16 protein-coding genes and 4 pseudogenes are annotated in these 17,416 nt (G+C 39.3%); 6 read left to right on the forward strand and 14 right to left on the reverse strand.

Features of this window, described 5'->3' with window-relative positions; translation table 11 throughout:
• Nucleotides 1-27: 27 nt before the first annotated feature.
• Nucleotides 28-3,450 carry a hypothetical protein gene (locus tag QZR76_RS08540; RefSeq protein WP_294142222.1) on the forward strand — a complete coding sequence of 1,141 codons (3,423 nt, stop codon included), beginning with the start codon at nt 28-30 and terminating at the stop codon, nt 3,448-3,450.
• A 68-nt stretch (nt 3,451-3,518) separates the two neighbouring features.
• Nucleotides 3,519-4,370, forward strand: coding sequence for a GNAT family N-acetyltransferase (locus QZR76_RS08545; protein ID WP_294142224.1), 852 nt, complete (start codon nt 3,519-3,521; stop codon nt 4,368-4,370).
• A 179-nt stretch (nt 4,371-4,549) separates the two neighbouring features.
• Here QZR76_RS08545 and QZR76_RS08550 read toward each other — a convergent pair whose 3' ends face one another.
• The 3 genes from QZR76_RS08550 to QZR76_RS08560 all read right to left on the reverse strand — a co-directional run bounded on the left by QZR76_RS08550 (nt 4,550) and on the right by QZR76_RS08560 (nt 7,127).
• Nucleotides 4,550-5,962, reverse strand: coding sequence for an aldo/keto reductase (locus QZR76_RS08550; RefSeq protein WP_294142226.1), 1,413 nt, complete (start codon nt 5,960-5,962; stop codon nt 4,550-4,552).
• 15 nt (nt 5,963-5,977) lie between these two features.
• Complete coding sequence (locus QZR76_RS08555; RefSeq protein WP_294142228.1) at nt 5,978-6,289, reverse strand: hypothetical protein; 312 nt, start codon at nt 6,287-6,289, stop codon at nt 5,978-5,980.
• Nucleotides 6,290-6,647: 358 nt separating this feature from the next.
• Nucleotides 6,648-7,127: a 4-fold beta flower protein gene (locus QZR76_RS08560; protein ID WP_294142229.1), complete on the reverse strand. Its 480-nt coding sequence runs from the start codon at nt 7,125-7,127 to the stop codon at nt 6,648-6,650.
• Nucleotides 7,128-7,445: 318 nt separating this feature from the next.
• Here QZR76_RS08560 and QZR76_RS08565 point away from each other — a divergent pair.
• Nucleotides 7,446-7,665, forward strand: a pseudogene (locus tag QZR76_RS08565) (SLC13 family permease); the annotation flags it as partial.
• A 415-nt stretch (nt 7,666-8,080) separates the two neighbouring features.
• Here QZR76_RS08565 and QZR76_RS08570 read toward each other — a convergent pair.
• A complete protein-coding gene (locus tag QZR76_RS08570; protein ID WP_294142246.1) occupies nt 8,081-8,302 on the reverse strand; it encodes a cysteine peptidase family C39 domain-containing protein in 222 nt (73 codons plus the stop codon).
• 7 nt (nt 8,303-8,309) lie between these two features.
• A complete protein-coding gene (locus tag QZR76_RS08575; RefSeq protein WP_294142231.1) occupies nt 8,310-9,209 on the reverse strand; it encodes a hypothetical protein in 900 nt (299 codons plus the stop codon).
• 588 nt (nt 9,210-9,797) lie between these two features.
• Here QZR76_RS08575 and bla point away from each other — a divergent pair.
• Complete coding sequence (bla, locus tag QZR76_RS08580; protein WP_294142233.1) at nt 9,798-10,691, forward strand: class A beta-lactamase, subclass A2; 894 nt, start codon at nt 9,798-9,800, stop codon at nt 10,689-10,691.
• 76 nt (nt 10,692-10,767) lie between these two features.
• Here bla and QZR76_RS08585 read toward each other — a convergent pair whose 3' ends face one another.
• The 4 genes from QZR76_RS08585 to QZR76_RS08600 form a co-directional block, all read right to left on the reverse strand.
• Nucleotides 10,768-11,133, reverse strand: a complete 366-nt coding sequence (locus QZR76_RS08585) for a GntR family transcriptional regulator (RefSeq protein ID WP_294142235.1) — start codon at nt 11,131-11,133, stop codon at nt 10,768-10,770.
• Nucleotides 11,130-12,032, reverse strand: coding sequence for a hypothetical protein (locus QZR76_RS08590; protein ID WP_294142236.1), 903 nt, complete (start codon nt 12,030-12,032; stop codon nt 11,130-11,132). The genes QZR76_RS08585 and QZR76_RS08590 overlap by 4 nt, the downstream gene beginning before the upstream one ends.
• A gap of 14 nt (nt 12,033-12,046) precedes the next feature.
• A complete protein-coding gene (locus tag QZR76_RS08595; RefSeq protein WP_294142238.1) occupies nt 12,047-12,889 on the reverse strand; it encodes an ABC transporter ATP-binding protein in 843 nt (280 codons plus the stop codon).
• Between the two features lie 212 nt (nt 12,890-13,101).
• Nucleotides 13,102-13,446 carry a transposase gene (locus QZR76_RS08600; RefSeq protein WP_294142239.1) on the reverse strand — a complete coding sequence of 115 codons (345 nt, stop codon included), beginning with the start codon at nt 13,444-13,446 and terminating at the stop codon, nt 13,102-13,104.
• Here QZR76_RS08600 and QZR76_RS08605 point away from each other — a divergent pair.
• Nucleotides 13,378-13,962: pseudogene (locus tag QZR76_RS08605) on the forward strand (conjugal transfer protein TraO). The gene QZR76_RS08600 and the pseudogene QZR76_RS08605 sit on opposite strands and share 69 nt — an antisense overlap.
• Before the next feature lie 22 nt (nt 13,963-13,984).
• A pseudogene (locus tag QZR76_RS08610) lies at nt 13,985-14,381 on the forward strand (DUF3872 domain-containing protein).
• Between the two features lie 219 nt (nt 14,382-14,600).
• On the opposite strand, the gene QZR76_RS08615 reads toward QZR76_RS08610, so the two are convergent.
• The 5 genes and pseudogenes from QZR76_RS08615 to QZR76_RS08635 form a co-directional block, all read right to left on the reverse strand.
• Nucleotides 14,601-15,446 (reverse strand): Swt1 family HEPN domain-containing protein, encoded by an 846-nt coding sequence (locus QZR76_RS08615; RefSeq protein WP_294142242.1) that lies wholly within the window; start codon nt 15,444-15,446, stop codon nt 14,601-14,603.
• A gap of 159 nt (nt 15,447-15,605) precedes the next feature.
• On the reverse strand, nt 15,606-15,752 hold the full coding sequence (locus QZR76_RS08620; protein ID WP_294142247.1) for a DUF3873 family protein: 147 nt from the start codon (nt 15,750-15,752) through the stop codon (nt 15,606-15,608).
• A gap of 55 nt (nt 15,753-15,807) precedes the next feature.
• Nucleotides 15,808-16,020 carry a hypothetical protein gene (locus QZR76_RS08625; RefSeq protein ID WP_294142244.1) on the reverse strand — a complete coding sequence of 71 codons (213 nt, stop codon included), beginning with the start codon at nt 16,018-16,020 and terminating at the stop codon, nt 15,808-15,810.
• 43 nt (nt 16,021-16,063) lie between these two features.
• The gene (locus QZR76_RS08630; protein WP_294142248.1) at nt 16,064-16,597 is read right to left on the reverse strand and encodes an antirestriction protein ArdA; all 534 of its coding nucleotides are present in this window, start codon (nt 16,595-16,597) and stop codon (nt 16,064-16,066) included.
• 36 nt (nt 16,598-16,633) lie between these two features.
• A pseudogene (locus QZR76_RS08635) lies at nt 16,634-17,299 on the reverse strand (FecR domain-containing protein); the annotation flags it as partial.
• Between the last annotated feature and the right edge of the window lie 117 nt (nt 17,300-17,416).

Genomic DNA, 17,416 nt, shown 5'->3' on the forward strand with positions numbered 1-17,416 from the left:
ATAGTGTATTTGTGATATAAAGAATTTATGATTATGGCATTATCCTTCCTTTTCACGATAGTTCGTTACCAGGTGAAATTACTATTTCGTGATTGGATTTTATGGCTTTTGTTTTTGGCGCTGTTGGTCACGACTTTAATTTATCAACTGAATACCCAGGGTACTTTTTCCGGTACGGGTGGTAATTTTTACTCGATGCTTCCCTCTTTTATTCCCGCGACCAACGCCTGGTTCTTTAATCTCTTGCAGGTATTGCCCTTATTGTACCTCTCGGGTAATTATATTTACAGGAACCGCAAGCTGGATACTCTTGCCGTTATCGATTCCCGTGCACAGGGTAACGCTTCTTGCACGGGTGGTATGAGTTTAGGTATAGTCATTGTTTTTTTGTTTTTCGGTGCGATAAGTTTGTTCTTGGGGATACTCGTTAATTTATTTGCCAGTAAACTGGCTTTTAACGGGTGGTATTCCTTGTTTTATCTTTTTACTTATATTGTACCGACCACGATCTTTTTGACGGGTTTTTCTTTTTTCGTGGTATACTTAACCCGTAACCGTCTTTTTTCTTTTATTCTCTTAATCGGGTATTTATTGCTGACCGTCGTTCTCTTGCCGGATGCATGCCAGGGCTTGTTTGATCCTTTTGCCCGTCATGTACCCAATATATTTTCCGATATGGTCGGTTTCCCTGACCCGTGGGGTTATTTTTTTCACCGGTTTTGCTGGTTGTTGTGTGGTATAGGTTTTTTTAGCGCCGCGGTGGTGTTGTCCCGCCGTCTCCCGAATAGTGCACGGGAGAAGCGTTTATGGAGGTTTGTCTGCGTGATATGTTTTGTTCTTGGAGTCGGTAGCGGCATGACTTTTTATCTAAGATATCAAGGTGCTGTCGAGGCTCGTCGTCTCTATCGTGATGTATACGTCCATTACAATTCCTACCCCAAAGTCACCCTGCTCGATTTGGATATGGATTACGAGTCTCGTGGAAATCGATTGTCTGTCAATTGTCGTTTACGTGTTCGGAATCAAAACAAGGAACGCGTGGAGAATCTTCTTCTTTACCTGAATCCTTCTTTAGAATTAGAATCGGCACGTGTCGACGGGAAGGATATCCCGTGGAAGCGAGATGAACAGGTGCTCCTGCTCTCTGGCGGTTTGGCGGCGGGGGAAGAGTGCGAGGTGGATATACGTTACAGCGGAAAGATCGATGAACGTGTATGTCACGTGGACATCCCGGATAAAACGTTTTTCGATCTTTCGGACCGGGGAGATTTCACGTGTCGTTTCGGGAAGCGTTTCGCTTACTTGGGAGAGGCTTACACTCTTCTCACCCCAGAATGCTTGTGGTACCCGGTATGTACACCCCCGGTTAACCCGGGGAATGTATACGCTGTTGATAAACATTTTTTCAATTCGACGCTAAAGGTAAGCGGCACTGGGGACAAGGCTGTTTTTTCTCAAGGAGCGTCGTCCAAGGAAAGAGATGTTACCTTATTCCGTTCGACAAAGCCTCTTGTCGGGTTATTGCTGGTGGTAGGTACTTACACGGGCGATATGTTGCCGGTGGATTCGGTGCAGTACGGTTATTATGTTTACCCGGGACACGGTGATTACTTTAACGGTTTGGAGGTCGTGCCGGATTCACTCCCTGGGGTGATTTCTTCTTTTTCAAAAGCGGGACACGGGAAGTCTTACCCTTTCGATCGTTATCTTTTTGTGGAGACCCCGCTCTCGTTTTGTAGTTTCTACCGGGTCTCTCGGAATGGAAGCGGGTACGTGCAGCCGGAGATGTACTTTTTTCCTGAGCAGATGATCGGTATACCTCTCCCGAACTTTAAAGAAGAGGTTACTCGGATGAGAGAAGATGATCGGATGGCAGGTAGAAGAGAGTACACGCAATTCGAGCGTGAAGTAAGGGTATTAGATAGAATCGTTTGGCAGATGTTATTTAGTAGTAAAGTGGTTAAGATTCAATCTGATAACCTGTTGAACAAGTTTATCAAAAAAGAGAAACAAATTTTTAATGGTAAATTATTATACGTTTTCGAGAATAATCCATATACCGATTTTCCACTTTATTATGACTACACGATTAGTTTTCGTTCGAGAGAATACCCGGTGCTTGATGTTCTGTTTAATCAGATGACCTATATGGCTGATTTTGAAGAATACATGAGACTTACAAATCATAATGCTATAGGAAGAGTAATTGATAACTCTAGTGTAAGATACTATCTTTCTAAAAATAGTTTCTCAGATGCTCTTTTAGATACCTCGTTTCCGTCAGTTTGGTTGAATGATTTGTTCGGGATAAAAGTCGATCAGCTTAAAGATATACTCTTGTTGTATTCTTCTTCAGAGGAATTGAACAAGTTCCTGATTGATTTTGTCGGGCAGCATACATTTGAACAAGTTGATTTTGAAATACTTAATGTTGCATATAAACAGAAGTTTGGAATTGATTTGTCAGAATTTTTACCGCAATGGTATTCGGGAAATAAACTTCCGGCATATATCATAAGAGATTTTAAAATGACTAAGATAATCGAGCCTGGGGCAAATGAGGATGGTATAGGTAATCAACGCCATAAAGTGCAGGTAAGTATATATAATGTTGGAGAAGTGGATGGAATCATTTCATTTAATTACGCTTCTACAAGAGGAATTCAACGGAAAAATTTTCTAGTAAAAAAGAGTGAGGGGCAGAGAATAGAATGGATAGGAGAACAGATGAGTTTTAGTGTTGATTTAATTACCAATATAGCCCGGAATAATCCGGGAATAAGATATGTATATGAAAATTCTACTACTACTGACACTACACAGCGGATAGAGCAATTACCCTTTAGTTATTTTCAACCTCCGGCCAACGAGATTATTGTCAACGAGGATGACGAGGGCTTCCGGGTGATACAACCGAGATCCCGCTTGTTGCTCGGTCGTTTACTCGGTCAACGGGAAGAAGGATATATCACTATTGATGGTAGTTCTCCGTATACCGGAGAGCTTCCTGAGTGGACTTATTTTGCCGCACCTTTTTACGCTTACGGTGATATCACGGAGGGTTTTTTATCTAAGAAAGCAGGTAGGGGTGATTTTAGCGTGGAATGGCATGCTTCAATAGAAAAGACGGGGATGTATGAAGTTTTTGTTTATATGACTCCCATCCCTTGTTTCACGTGTAAGCGCTATATATATAACTTGAGAAATTCAATTCCTACTAATATCATTCAGTTATTTCAGTATTACACGGTCACGTGTGACGAGGGTGTGAAAGAGATTCCCTTGGATGTTAATATCGGTTGGCAAGCGGAAAAAGGGAAATGGATATCATTGGGACGTTTTAAATTGACACCCGGAGAACACGTGGTTACTTTAAGTGATAAATCCAACGCCTCGGATTTTAATATCTATGCCGATGCCGTAAAATGGATCTACCTGGAAGATAAATAGCACTTGGGTAGCACTTGGGGACGGGGGTAAAGTGCTATATATTTTAACGTACGATTAAAAGTAACGATATGGAAATAAAATCTCTTGGAAAGACGGACTTTGAGACTGTGTTTGAAGCATTTTATCAGGCTTTTGTCGATTATGAGGTTCAGCTAAATAGGATGCAGCTTCAAACCATGTTAAAAAGGCGGGGATATGATCCTACACTCTCTTTTGCCGCTTTTGACAAAGGTAAAATCGTTGCTTTTACGTTTAATGGTATCGGAAATTTCGGTGGGATGTCAACGGCTTACGATACGGGTACCGGGACTTTGAAAGATTATAGAGGAAAAGGGTTGGCTACGGAGGTTTTTAACTATTCCATTCCGTATTTAAAAAAAATGGGGATTAAGCAATATTTGCTGGAGGTGTTGCAACACAATACAAAGGCTGTTTCTGTTTATAGGAATCTCGGATTCGAGGTGACCCGTGAATTTAATTATTTTATTGCTAAAAATGAGGATGTTCGAGATGACGTTAAAAATTCGAATACCTCCGGTATACTTAGGCAAATTGATCTTGAGGAGTTTGATTCTATTCCTGAATTTTGGGATTTTACCCCATCCTGGCAGAATAGTTTTGAATCCATCCAAAGAGCTACCGATGATTTTGTTTGTTTGGGCGTCTTTACTGGAGAGAAACTTGTCGGCTACTGTGTTTTTGAACCTGCTTCCGGAGATATAACCCAAATAGCGGTCGATAAACGATACAGAAGGAGAGGAATTGCTTCCGTGTTACTTCATGAAATGATTAAATTAAATCAAAATGATACAGTGAAAATCATAAATACGGATATTTTATCACCTTCGATCACGGATTTCCTAAAGGCGAGAAATATAGATATACAAGGAAAGCAATTTGAAATGATAAAACAGTTATAGCGTGATTTTATAGTAAAATTACTGTTTTATGTTTCTTTTGCTGTTCGATTTTTATCCGATAGGTTTTGGAGAAAGAATAAAATGTCCTGAAAAAAGTGCCGTTAGTAAAGCGGCACTTTTTCAATTTATAATATATCGATAGCTTGTTGTTTTTTCAGAGTCGTATTATTATATTCATCTTAGAATACCCGTCCTTGTTTCAGATCCTCGACGAATTTATCAATGCGTTGCATCTGAGCAGGTATGTTAATGTTTTGTGGACAATGCGGATTGCATTGGTCACAGCCGATGCAATGATTGGCTTGCCGTAAACGCGGAACGGAACGGTCGTAGCCGATAAGGAATACCCGGCGGGCTTTGCGGTAGTTCGTGTCCTGTGATGAAGATGGCATGTTGCCTTCGTTGATGCACTTGTTGAAGTGGAGTAGAATGCCCGGAATATCCAGCCCGTAAGGACACGGCATACAGTATTTGCAGTCGTTGCAGGGGATGGTCGGGTAACGGAGCAGTTGTTGAGCCGTTTCCTCCAGAAATTCTTTGTCTTCGGTGGTCAGTTCTTCGAGCGGCGAGTAGGTGCGTAAATTGTCCTTCAAGTGTTCCATGTAGGTCATACCACTCAGAACGGTTAGTACACCCGGAAACGAACCGGCGAAGCGGAACGCCCAGGATGCGACGCTCGATTCGGGACGGCGTTGTTTCAATTTGGCGGCGATATGGTCGTGTACATTTGAAAGACGTCCGCCCAGCAACGGTTCCATGATAACGGCCGGAATACTCCGTTTTTCCAACTCTCCGTAAAGATATTCGGCATCCGTATTGCGGGTATTCACCTCTTTAGCATGTTTCCAGTCCACGTAATTGAGCTGAATTTGCACGAAATCCCATTTGATTTCGTCGTGCCGGGAGAGTAGGTAATCGAACACACGGATATCCCCGTGATAAGAGAATCCGAGATTACGGATACGTCCAGCTTCCCGTTCCGTGAGTAGAAAATTTAATATTCCGTTATCGATGTAGCGTGCTTCGAACTCTTTCATGCCGGTTCCCATTCCAACGCCATGCAGTAATAGGTAATCGATGTAGTCAACCTGTAACTCTTTTAACGAGTTGCGATACATGGCAATCGATGCCTCTCTGCTCCAGGTGGAGGGGGCGAAGTTCGATAATTTGGTAGCGATAAAATATTTGTTGCGCGGATGACGACTGAGTGCAATGCCCGTCGCATGTTCCGAACGTCCTTTGCAATAGGCAGGTGACGTATCGAAATAGTTTACCCCATGGGCAATAGCGTAATCGACCAGTTCGTTGACGGTTTCCTGATCGATCTCGTCACCATTTTCCCGGGCACTACTGTTGGAGATTGTAGGCCAACGCATGCAACCGTAGCCAAGAATCGATACGCGGTCTCCGTTGGTCGGATGGGTGCGATAGGTCATTTCACCCGGTTGTTTCTCTCCTGATATATTGTCGGCGGAACTGTTTTTGTTATTTCCGCAACCGGGCAGTCCGGTTACGGTTATTGCGGCTCCGGCAGTTCCCAATATTTTCAGGAAGTCACGGCGGTCTATTTCTTTCTTTTTCTTGTTTTCCATTTTTCCTATTTATTTTCAGGTATTACTTTGTTTAAACAGGGAATCGCGTTGAGTGTATGCGGACAACCGATATAGAGTAGCAGTTGTGTGTGACGAACTGATGTTTGATACGGGAACATTAAGGGTTTTATTTCGTGTTAACGGTGCAAGATAGGTCTGATCAATAAAATGTTTGGAAAATTCTGCGGGTAACTTCTCGCCTTGCTGGAACATCTGTTGGAACGTCCTCTCTTTTTGTATGTTTTTTTCTTTTTTGACTTGTTGTGCATAAGTGCCAAAGTATGATACCGACATCAGTATGGCTGTAAAAATCGTTTTTCGATTCATAGTCATTTTTATTAATGTTATTACTTTTATCGGGCATTCAGGCGGATGTCACAATAATTTTCTGATTACAATAGACGATACTTCCTCGTCGTATTAATTTTTTACATTACAAAATTACGGTGTTATTTTTAACCGGGTAGTAGATGAATTACAGGTTTTCTTACCAATCTTACGGATTGTTGTATTTAACTATAATGTCTTGTCTTAAAATGTTTACGATTTTAAATTAAAAATCTTCACTCTGCAATTAACAAGGGATTAAGTAATTGAGAGTCTTAATAATTGAAATGGAGGAGGAGACAATAATATATTCTGGAAAAATGAAATTCTTGTATTAAAAATTTATTGCGGTGAATTTTTATTTTTTCCCGATATCGAAAAAATCTGTAAGGGTCGTTTCGCTCCAGCTATCTATCAGGACGGGAGAGGTAAAGTCATTTCCTTTGACAGGCTTGATCGGTTTAACTTGTTTAACGCCTTTTATTTTTTCGGGATGTGTGACTACGGTATTAATTCCCCCTTTTACAATTCCGTGTTTTGCACCGACGGCATGATAAGTCTTATTGTCATATAGAATTCCATCCGAATACCATCCCAAGAGTTTGCCATTAAAACTATAGACCTGCTCTTTCGGTTCAATGTAAGCGACAGGTTCTCCCTCAAATGTATATATTGTCGCTTCGTCTTTATAATCAATATAAGCGATCGCCTCTTTGTTTTCGTCGTATAATGTTATTTGTAACTCATCTTGAGGCTTATTGTCGTCACCATTGTCATCGGAATTACATCCGGCACACAAAGCGAGAATAGAAAATATTGTCAAATATAAATTTTTCATAGTAATAATGCTGTAAAGATTTTTGAAAATGGCGGTTCGGAAAGGGACTTCAATAGTTTTGGCTTGTCTTTCGGATCATCCATTATTTTTCAGAGTGCAAATATATATACTTTTAGAGAAGTACAAAATAATAAGGGTTGTTTCGGTTGTGTTAATATCTGGTTTATTATAACAAGAACAAAGAACGAAAGAATGATGTGATTTGTATGTTAAGTAGTTGATAGTTTGCAATTTAATTAAAAATCAAAAATAAATAGAAGATTGTTTCTTATTTTGCAATAAACATAGTAACGAATTATAAAACATTAATTGATATTTATGCTTATGATGGCAGGGATTTATTTTACGACCTCATGTTTATCAGTAATACGACTACGGCGGTACTTCTTGCTCCCATTGCGATGCAGAGTGCAGTTTAAATAGGGACTAGTCCCATGCCATTTCTTTTTGCGGTAACGCTTGGTGCAGCATGTGTTTTGTTTCTCCGTTTTCAACTCCTCCTAATGCTTTGGTGATGTCTGCCTGGCAATATACCTTTACAAACAAAGAGTTAAATCATAAACTGTGACCAAAAATTAAAAGTGAAGAGGAAGGAATAAGAACGGAGGGTAGTGAAAGAAAAGCTTCTGTTTTATATGGTCGTTTTATCTGCCTTTCTTGGAAATGTCAGCTGTTTTTTTATTGTTTAAAGGATTTATCCAATCTTCTATTTTGTCGTATAGTAGTTCAAAAACACTACGGCGTGCAACAATAAAACGGCAACTTGCATTCATTCCGTATTTTATATATCCTTTGTGTCCATTTTTCAATTCAAGGTATTTAGGAGTAAAATCACACCGTACTTTGTAAAAATTCCCTTGATACGTGATCGTGGGATTTTTTGAGATATAGGTAATAATAGAGTTTGATTAACGATGGCGTATGCAATTACCGGAAGTGGGATCTTATATAAACTACTCTTTTTTACCTTTAACCTCTTCTATGGCCTTAATCCCTTTGGCGGCAAATCCCAATTGCTGGGCGGATTCGACCATCCCAAGGAAGTTAATGCCCTGGCGATCCGTGTGGGCGATTTGTCGTATTCTGGCAACGGATAGATATAAATCGTAGTATGCGGCAACGGACGCCAAACAGGCGGCTCCGCAGTCTGTAATATCCCGTTGTTTGACTAATATACTTTTTTCATGGCTTTAAATATATCGTGTTGTTACGGGTATCGAGGTACATCTGGCTGAATTGGCGGATAAAACCTAAGGTGACAAGCTTTAACCCGTCTTTAGCATTCATATGATCATTCCTCTGAATTGAAATGGCACAATGGTAAAAATGATGTCCCAGTATGTTTATCGTATCGTAACAGACAAATACGCCTCCGCGATTATTATCAAACCCATCGTTTATTATTTGTGTCCAAGTTATATTCGTTTTGTTTATTTTGGATTCTATCGCTTTCCCTTGCTCGCTGGTTTTAAGTTCGTTCATAAGAATTACGGGCACATGATCGGCGCTATTACGTCCAGCACCCGTATCAAAAGTGTATTCGCCCATTTGAATACTATCATTGATTACAACATCAATAGTCATTGCTCCTTTGACATACTTGTAAGGTATTTTTAACCACTTCTCTAAATCGTCAATTTCAAAACGCCTATTTGAAATTTTTAGTCTCTTTTTTCCCAGATCAAACCACCAGTAAAACTGTTTTATGATATTTGTTCCAATTACGGACCTACCCATGTTGGGCTCAATTAAAAATTTAACTTTTCTTTTGAGTGGCAAAATAAAATGAGCTTGTGGAAACGTATAGTATGCGGGAATCTTTTTGTCCAAAATGCTCCACACGATTATAGCACTATCTTTTTTGTTGATTTTTAATCCGAAAGCATTGGAATCTGCAATAATAGATCCAGCTGCCCCTGTGTCAAAATTGAACATATGAGTAGATGAATCAATAATGACAGGAATAAGAAGCATCTTAGACTCATCATCGTATTTAAAATTAACTTCAATGCGTTGTTGCTGTTGGCAAGATATTGTCATCACGATTAAAATAATAAAATAATAGAATCTTATTCCTGTCATGGTTATTGTAAATTAGTAGATTGGTAGACTATTTATTTTGTATTGTTTTAATATTCCTGTATCCAAGAGCATTTTATTATAAATTGCTGTCCAGGCATCGCTTGCATCTCGTGAATGCCATGCTTAGGGCATGCTATACGGACAAATTCAGTCTCGTCAGCAATACCTTTAAATTCAATTTCATTCGTTTTTCCCGGTACTCCATTGGAATCCCTAAGAATTTGATATGTCAATAGTATCGCCTGATAAACGGCTACTAAAATATGGCAGGGTATTTGACAATATCTGCTTCCATAGCTTCAAGATTTTAAAGGTTATGATCCGAACTATTTCGGAATCATTAATAGCTATTTGTTGTAAATAAATTAAATTTAATAAATGAGTTTGCTCCAAGATAGGGAAATTCTTAAAAAAAACTATTTTGTAACATGTATATTGATGTTAATTATAGTATTTTGTAAAAAATAAATAATTATTATTTGAGTATTAATCGAGCCATTTTTCGCTTGTAGATTGGGAAATCGAATCTTGTATATAATAAAAATTGGGTGTAGTTTTGGGCATTACTGAATAACATAAAATGATTTTATGAGGTTAAAAGATTTGTGGTTTACTTTAAGTTTACTTGTTTTGCCGGTAATGGTAAAGGCAGAACATGAAAAGTTACAAAAACAATTGCAGGAAGTGATCGCCGGAAAGAGAGCACAGGTCGGTATAGCCGTTATTCTTAACGGCAGGGATACGGTTACGGTAAACAATGATTATCAGTATCCTATGATGAGTGTATTTAAACTGTACCAAGCCTTGGCTGTTGCTGATTATTGTCAAAAAGAGAAGTTGTCTTTCGATACGTTTGTTTATATTCGGCAATCCGATCTGAAACCTGATACATATAGTCCGCTTCGTGATAAATATCCCCAAGGAGAAATCTCTCTTTCGATTAAAGATTTGTTGAAATACACATTACATTTAAGCGATAATAATGCATGTGATATTCTTTTCGCTCAAACCGTTGGGACAAAAGCAACCGACAAATATATACGAAGTTTGGGTATCCGGGATTTTTCCATTGAAGTAACTGAAGATGAAATGCATAAAGACGTGAATACCTGCTATCTAAATTGGAGTACTCCGCTTGAAGCGGCCAAAGTCATAGAATTGCTGCTTACTCGGGCATTGTTCGATATAGAGTATCAGGACTTTATTAAACGGGCGATGATTACCTGCGAGACCGGAAAAGACCGATTACCCTTTCCTTTGGAGGGAACAAAAGCAATTATTGGCCATAAAACGGGAACAGGAGACCTTAATGCTAAAGGTCAAATTATTGGAATCAATGATGTGGGTTTTGTATATCTGCCAAACGGAGAGAGATACACGATTGCCGTTTTTATAAAAGACTCCGCGGAAACCATACAAGAGACTTCTCAAATCATAGCTGATATTTCACGAGTTGTATATCAATATATAAGTGAGACATAGGTTGTTACCGGTAAGATTTATTTCCCCTCCGGTAGCGAAAAAATTCTATAAGAGTAGTTTTGCTTCGGTTATCATGTTAATTCTGAGTCAGGTATTCCTCATACCTCCTCTCTATTTCCTTTATTGAAACATCCAATGTCTTCATTTGTTTGAAAAATTCCGGCAGGTCTTCGTACAGGAATGTAGCCTTGCGCAGAGTCATAATCCGGTCTTTAGCTCCTGCCGATACAAAATAACCGATGCCGCGTTTATTGTAGACAATTTCTTGTCCTTGAAGGTAATCGTAAGTACGGACAACTGTATTTGCATTTACCTCCACGGTGGCGGCGTATTCCCTGACTGATGGAATACGCTCTTCTTCTCTATATTGTTCTTGCAGGATTTCATCACATATCCGGTCGGCTATCTGCAAGTAAATGGATTTACTCTCTTTAAATTTCATAGTAAACGGAATTTCGGTTTAATAATTTGCGAGCGGGTAAAGAGTTTGTAACTCAACCACCAGTTGAAAATGGTAAATGAAGCGAAGAGAGCTATGCTTACAGCCAATACACTATTTATTGTTGTCCAATTGGTCCTCGCCGAGTCCCACAAAACAAATGTATTTCCGGTACTCGTCCATTTTATGACAGTTGATGTAATAGAGCTTAATATAAACATTACGGCCCAAAGTGTTCCCAATGTTTTTAAGAAAGGTTTTTTATACCAATAATTACCGCCTAATATGAACAAAGAGTGATGCCAAATCACCGAAGTCCAGATACATGCTGTAACCAATCCATAATTGAGAACTTCGTATCCAGTGTAGACAACGAGACTATCTTTACCACTTATACGAATCATATCCATAAACATAGAGAACATTTTCGGTAATATTGTCTGATGCAAAGTAACAGGAACGTTAAATAAAGGGAGCAGGAGAAGACGGGTAATCTCTGCTAACGATACCGTTATCAGGATAGCTATAAACAGACCTACCGTAACGTATAAGAATTTTACTACAAACTTTTCAATCATAGTAGCCGGGAGCATAAGAAATGATATACGTTCCTCCTTCGTTTTCATGTTTTCCATGATATTGGCCGCATAAATAAAAGATGCGATCCCGGTAATTATCATAAAGACGATCATTATGCCTTGACAAAAATGTCCTATCGCCCAATCGGGATTATCCAGCCAACGCGATTCGTTATTTACCCTTATCATACCGAATATCAACGTTAGTGCGAATGCCGCATAAAGGCCGATCAAACGATATAGGTTCGTTTTCCAATTTTCCAGAATTTCGCGTTTCATTACCATGACCATGCGCGATAGGCTAAAAAAGTTATTCGTATTCATAATGTATTCGTATGTTACTTGTTAAATATTGATTGCATTTTTTCCTTTTCTGTCAGCATAGCGTTAAATAATACTTCCAGGTTCAGATTCGATTCCTCGTTATTCGTATTCGGGAAGATTACGCTGTTTCCTTGGACTGATGATTGAATATACAGTGCATTATCTGTTGGTTCGTTTATTCCTTGTTCTGCGAAATATACTTTATCGCAGATGGTTTTTACCGATGTATTCAGTAGTACACGGGTACCGTCGATAATAATTACATGATCCAGCAAGCTATCAATATCTCTCACCTGGTGGGTTGAGATGATTACCGATTTTTCATCTGTCATGCCGGAAGCAAGTACTTTGCGGAATTGACTTTTTGAAGGAATATCCAATCCATTACTGGGTTCATCCATTAACAACAGAGACGTATTGGTTGCTAATGCGAAACACATAAATGCTTTCTTTTTCTGTCCCATGGAGAGTTCGCCAAAATGAATATCCTCATTCATATCGAAATTACGAAGGCAGGTCCTCAGCAATTCACGGCTGAAATTCGGATAAAACGGACTATTCAGCTTCAAATATTGTTTCAGGCTAACCGATGGTAGTGTAAACTCTTCAGATACAAGGAACATATCCTGTAAAGTTATCGGATAGCGACTTGCAACATTCACGCCCTTGTAAAATATCTGTCCTGCTTGGGGACGAAGTAAGCCTGTCATTAAATAAAGCAAAGTAGATTTACCTGTACCGTTCTTTCCTAAAAGACCGTAAACTGAACCTTTGTCTAATGTCAGCGAGGAGTCGTTAAAGATTTTTTGTTTTCTCTTTCCATAACTGAAAGATAAGTTCTTTACTTCGATCATCATTGTGTTTATACTTTAATTGGTTTATGTGTGCATTAGTAAAATAGTACACTGTAAAAGTATGTGGTTTATTCGAGTAATCAAACGGAATGATCGACATTTAACTTTAATTAACTGATAAAGCAAAATAGAGGGATGACTCGGAACTTCGTGATAGTGTCCCTAAAAGTGTGTATGTACTCCTTTTTTCTATCATCTTTGCAAATCTATTTTTTTTAATAAAATAAACTCGATTCTAAGAAATTATAAATAGGATATTTATAAATATCCGCATTTTGTGCCACCGTTCCCATTAACAGCATGACGGCCCGTGGATTTGGCATGGCCCCTCTCATGTTAATAACCCTTTTATAATCCCTGTTCAGTCTTTCGATCCAGTTCGTGGTGTAAATCATGCCCCTGATTTCCCTTTCATATTTAAAGTATGTAAAGTAGAACCTGTACCTTTCATGTTGATATCTTTTGAGTGGTGGATAACTCTTCTGCCATCTTTGAATAAAGTCTTTAAATGTTGTATTATATCCCTCATTGTGCTGTGCCTGACTTTTAACCGGGCACACGCACAACGATATTTGCCGGGCATGAAAGGCTTGCAGGTCACGGGCGGCATAGCGGACGGTGTTCACTGGAACAGTAAAAGAGATTGCGTTTATTACTTCGGGGCTGCCATGAGTACCTACACCAAAAACGGGAACAGGTGGGTTATCGGCGGGGAATATCTCGAAAAGCATTACCTCTATAAGGATTTGTAAATACTCGTGAGCCACTTTACAGATGAGGGCGGTTACCACGTGAACTTCCTTTCAGACAGGAAGAAAACCTTTTTCCTTTCGCTGGGATTGTCTGCCCTTGTCGGGTACGAAACAAGCAACTGGGGTGACAAGCTGTTGCCCGATGGCTCGATGCTGACGGATAAGGACGGTTTTGTCTATGGCAGTGCGTTGACGCTGGAACTGGAAAGTTACATTACTGACCGGGTGGTATTCCTGATTAACGCACGGGAAAGATACCTGTTCGGTTCTTCAATCGGAAAGTTCCACACACAATTTGGTGTGGGGCTGAAATTTATAATGTGATAAACTAACCTATTATATTATAATGTATATGAGAAATGTAATTTATAAGATGCTAACAGGGTGCTACATGGTGGCTACCTTGTTGTTGGTGGGTGCGTGTAGTGACAACGTGGATATACAGCAGTCTTACCTGTTCAGTATCGAAACGATGCCTGTACCGAAAAATTAAAGGTGGATGAAACGGCGGAAATACGCTACCAGCTTCACCGGGACGGACGGTTTGAGGAAACAAAGTATTTCTCCGCTATTTCCAGCCGGACGGGGCGGGAACGCTGAAAATGTCCGATGGGACGGTTTTACTGCCGAATGACCTGTACCCGTTTCCGGATGAAACATTCCGGCTTTACTATACCTCTGCATCCACCGACCAACAAACGATAGATGTGTATTTTCAGGACAGCTTCGGACAGTTACAGTAGCTTACGTTTTCATTTAATAATGATAACAGCAAGGAAGAAGAAAACAATTAAAGTAAAAAAAAACATGGTTAAAATAGAATAGGATATAAACGGTATTTCATTTTTTGTAAATACCACATGGAAAACGGACGCAGTTCCGGCGGTCAGTGAGATAAGCAGCTATAGAAAAACAACTTAGAGTAGAATGAAGAAAGCCATCAAATTTGATGGCTTTCTTCATCAAGTAGCATTTGCTATTTGTCTAACAATTTGTTTATAATATAATCCTACAAGGTCTTTTTCATCATTACCTGCATAACTATTATGAGCAATTAAGCATCTTACCTTATATAATTCCTCCAATTTAGTTGAAATCCATCCTTGTGATGGAAAATATTTTTTAAAATATTCCCAATTGTTTAGAATAAGTTTAGATAAATCTATAAAGTCTAAATAATAAAGTTCTTTGTCTCCCCGCAATGGTAACCATTTATTTTGCTTTTCTTCACTCTGTCTCGTAGTAATTCCTTTTTGCAAATCATTTGGGACTGTGATTTTGTTAAAATAATCCTTCCCCAACTGACCTGATAAAGTTTTATCTATGAAATCACGGAGAGAGTTTTCGATACAATATAAAGTAATATATAGCTCCGACATCTCTTTCCCTTTTTCCTTTATTTCATCAGAAAGAATTTCCAATTTTGTCTGATTTACAGTTTCTATAACATCGTTTAAAAGGTTGTCATTATCATTTTCCAACACGGGAGAAATATTAACATCCAAAATATCATATCCTGCATTGGGGGGCATAACGGCAGAACATATACTTTTTAAAGCAGTTTTTAAGGTCGGCAAGTTTGAGCTATTAGCCGAGAACTGCGATTGAGGTATATAGAAGTTCACTGTAGTAGCCATTGCATTCCATCTTTTTTGTGAATAGCTACTCCCAGCAGATATTTCACAATAACCATCTTTTATTATATTATATAGATTTATTCTCTTGTGTGCCGGGTCATTTTTGGCAATATCTACTACTGCTTTAAAATAAGCTCTTTCATCAGGTATTTCATAAGTAAAATCAACCATATATCTATTATTTATTTATTATGCAAATATATGATTTTAAGCTTATTTGGAGAAATGAAATCAGGTTTCTTTGCTACGTTCTTTCCCGCAAAGGCTCATGAAAGAAAGTAGTCCTGCTGGATTTTCTTTTTACCTTTGTTTTTTCAGCCATTCATCCCGTCATTTGCGGCACTCGTCAAGTGTTTGGGCAAGCGTGGAGAATAGTTCTCCATCCATATGGCGGTAATCATATTGATAATAGATTTGACCCCTAAATGCGCCTAAGCAGCATTTTACATATTTTTCTTCTCCCGGTGTTTGGGTAATACTTACCCCCGTTTTTGTTTAAAGTTTCCATACTACTATAATTTATAATGAGTTATCAGATAATCAGAAGTGAAAGCAGCACAATGAAAATAAGCGCCATACAAAGCAGGTAAACGGCAGAGATAAACAGCCGGAGAACGAACCGGATAATAAAAAAGCTTATAATTAGGGCTATCCACATTCCGGCGGTGCTGGTGACTACCTGATAGATGATAAAAGCAAGTATGAACCACCGTAAAAAAGTTGTTATCTTATTATATACTTTCATTGTCTTGGTGTGTTGTGGGTGGATTGCTCCACCCGGTTAGTAATCAGGCGCAACGGAAAACAAAACCATTATCCATCCAGTAATTAGTCATAAACAGGTCACGGGCAAAAGCCGAATAATCAAAGTAGGTCTTTGCGAACTCCGGCAGTTCGTAACATTCCTCTACGATTTCATAGGCGTAATCTTCCTCGTCTTTATATTCTCCCTGATATTCATTCTCAAAGGAAGAAATAAGGTCGTCTGCATCTTCTTCGCTTAGGTCGCTGTTGTGGTGGTCGCACCATACGAAAAACGCTTCTTGCTGGGTATCGCTTAGCTTTTCGATGGCATCCCGAAGTTCAAAGAACTTATCGCATAACCAGCTTTCGGAAATCAAGTTTTCCGGGATATTCTCGTAATCTCGAAACATAAATTCCGGGTCTTCCTCGCCCTTGTGCAGTTCCCGGCACGCTTCGTAAAATTCTTCCTTGTCCGAATAATCCGACAGGTCGAGCCATGCGCCGGATAATGAACCGTTGTTATACTTGCCGTAAGTGCCTACATAAACTTTTACTGCTGATAATGTCGTTGCTTCCATATCCGTTTGATTTTTAATGTTTTTAATTGTAATTAATCCATCACTCAATACAAATTGCATATCTGTCGTCGTACTCATCCACTCCAGAAAAGCTTCCAACGGATGATCACACAATAAAGCACCCGTGAAACACCGTTCTCTCATAACAGGAGCTTCATAAAGAACTTGCACATTATACCAGCGACATATTTTCCTCATTATTAAATCCAATCGTTCGGAGTCAAAAGTAATCTTCCTATCCACCCAGGCAACAACAGCATCCGTGTTCACTTTTTCCACGTGAATCTGCTCCGGCAATATAGAAGCTTGTTCCCCGGGTTTCAATAAAACAGACACCTTTCCCGCAGTTGTTCTCACGTTCCCTTCTATCAAAGTGATCCGGGACATCGGTTCCTCGTCATAACTCATCACGTTAAAAACCGTACCTAAAACATCCACCTCAAAATCTTTTCCAGAAACGATAAAAGGTTTACCTTGATCTTTTGTAACCTCAAATAAAGCCTCCCCCTCCAGGTACACTTCCCGGAGCGAATCCGAGAATACAACCGGGTATTTCAAAGTAGACTTGGCATTAACTGTTACCCGTGTCCCATCCGACAAAACAAGCGATTGCATCTTTCCCGTTGGAACGATCAACGTGTGGTATTGAATGGAATCTGACAACACACTATTTTTCAACCGCGAGTAATCCAGCGTCGGCATCCCCGAGGAGCGGGATACGCCTATAGAATCCAGATGCGAAATCGGAATAATCTCCGCCTTCTTGGATAAAGCGACAACCTGGTTATTAGGTAACACTAAACGGACACTATTCCGATC

This window comes from uncultured Sanguibacteroides sp. (assembly GCF_900543425.1).
Lineage (GTDB): Bacteria > Bacteroidota > Bacteroidia > Bacteroidales > Marinifilaceae > Gabonibacter.

Excerpts from the sequence above, each read along its gene's own strand:
- QZR76_RS08545 (WP_294142224.1), top strand. The coding sequence starts at position 3,519 with ATGGAAATAAAATCTCTTGGAAAGACGGACTTTGAGACTGTGTTTGAA.
- QZR76_RS08575 (WP_294142231.1), bottom strand. The coding sequence starts at position 9,209 with ATGACAGGAATAAGATTCTATTATTTTATTATTTTAATCGTGATGACA.
- QZR76_RS08585 (WP_294142235.1), bottom strand. The coding sequence starts at position 11,133 with ATGAAATTTAAAGAGAGTAAATCCATTTACTTGCAGATAGCCGACCGG.
- QZR76_RS08590 (WP_294142236.1), bottom strand. The coding sequence starts at position 12,032 with ATGAATACGAATAACTTTTTTAGCCTATCGCGCATGGTCATGGTAATG.
- QZR76_RS08555 (WP_294142228.1), bottom strand. The coding sequence starts at position 6,289 with ATGAATCGAAAAACGATTTTTACAGCCATACTGATGTCGGTATCATAC.
- QZR76_RS08540 (WP_294142222.1), top strand. The coding sequence starts at position 28 with ATGATTATGGCATTATCCTTCCTTTTCACGATAGTTCGTTACCAGGTG.
- QZR76_RS08625 (WP_294142244.1), bottom strand. The coding sequence starts at position 16,020 with ATGAAAGTATATAATAAGATAACAACTTTTTTACGGTGGTTCATACTT.
- bla (WP_294142233.1), top strand. The coding sequence starts at position 9,798 with ATGAGGTTAAAAGATTTGTGGTTTACTTTAAGTTTACTTGTTTTGCCG.
- QZR76_RS08595 (WP_294142238.1), bottom strand. The coding sequence starts at position 12,889 with ATGATGATCGAAGTAAAGAACTTATCTTTCAGTTATGGAAAGAGAAAA.
- QZR76_RS08550 (WP_294142226.1), bottom strand. The coding sequence starts at position 5,962 with ATGGAAAACAAGAAAAAGAAAGAAATAGACCGCCGTGACTTCCTGAAA.
- QZR76_RS08560 (WP_294142229.1), bottom strand. The coding sequence starts at position 7,127 with ATGAAAAATTTATATTTGACAATATTTTCTATTCTCGCTTTGTGTGCC.
- QZR76_RS08630 (WP_294142248.1), bottom strand. The coding sequence starts at position 16,597 with ATGGAAGCAACGACATTATCAGCAGTAAAAGTTTATGTAGGCACTTAC.
- QZR76_RS08615 (WP_294142242.1), bottom strand. The coding sequence starts at position 15,446 with ATGGTTGATTTTACTTATGAAATACCTGATGAAAGAGCTTATTTTAAA.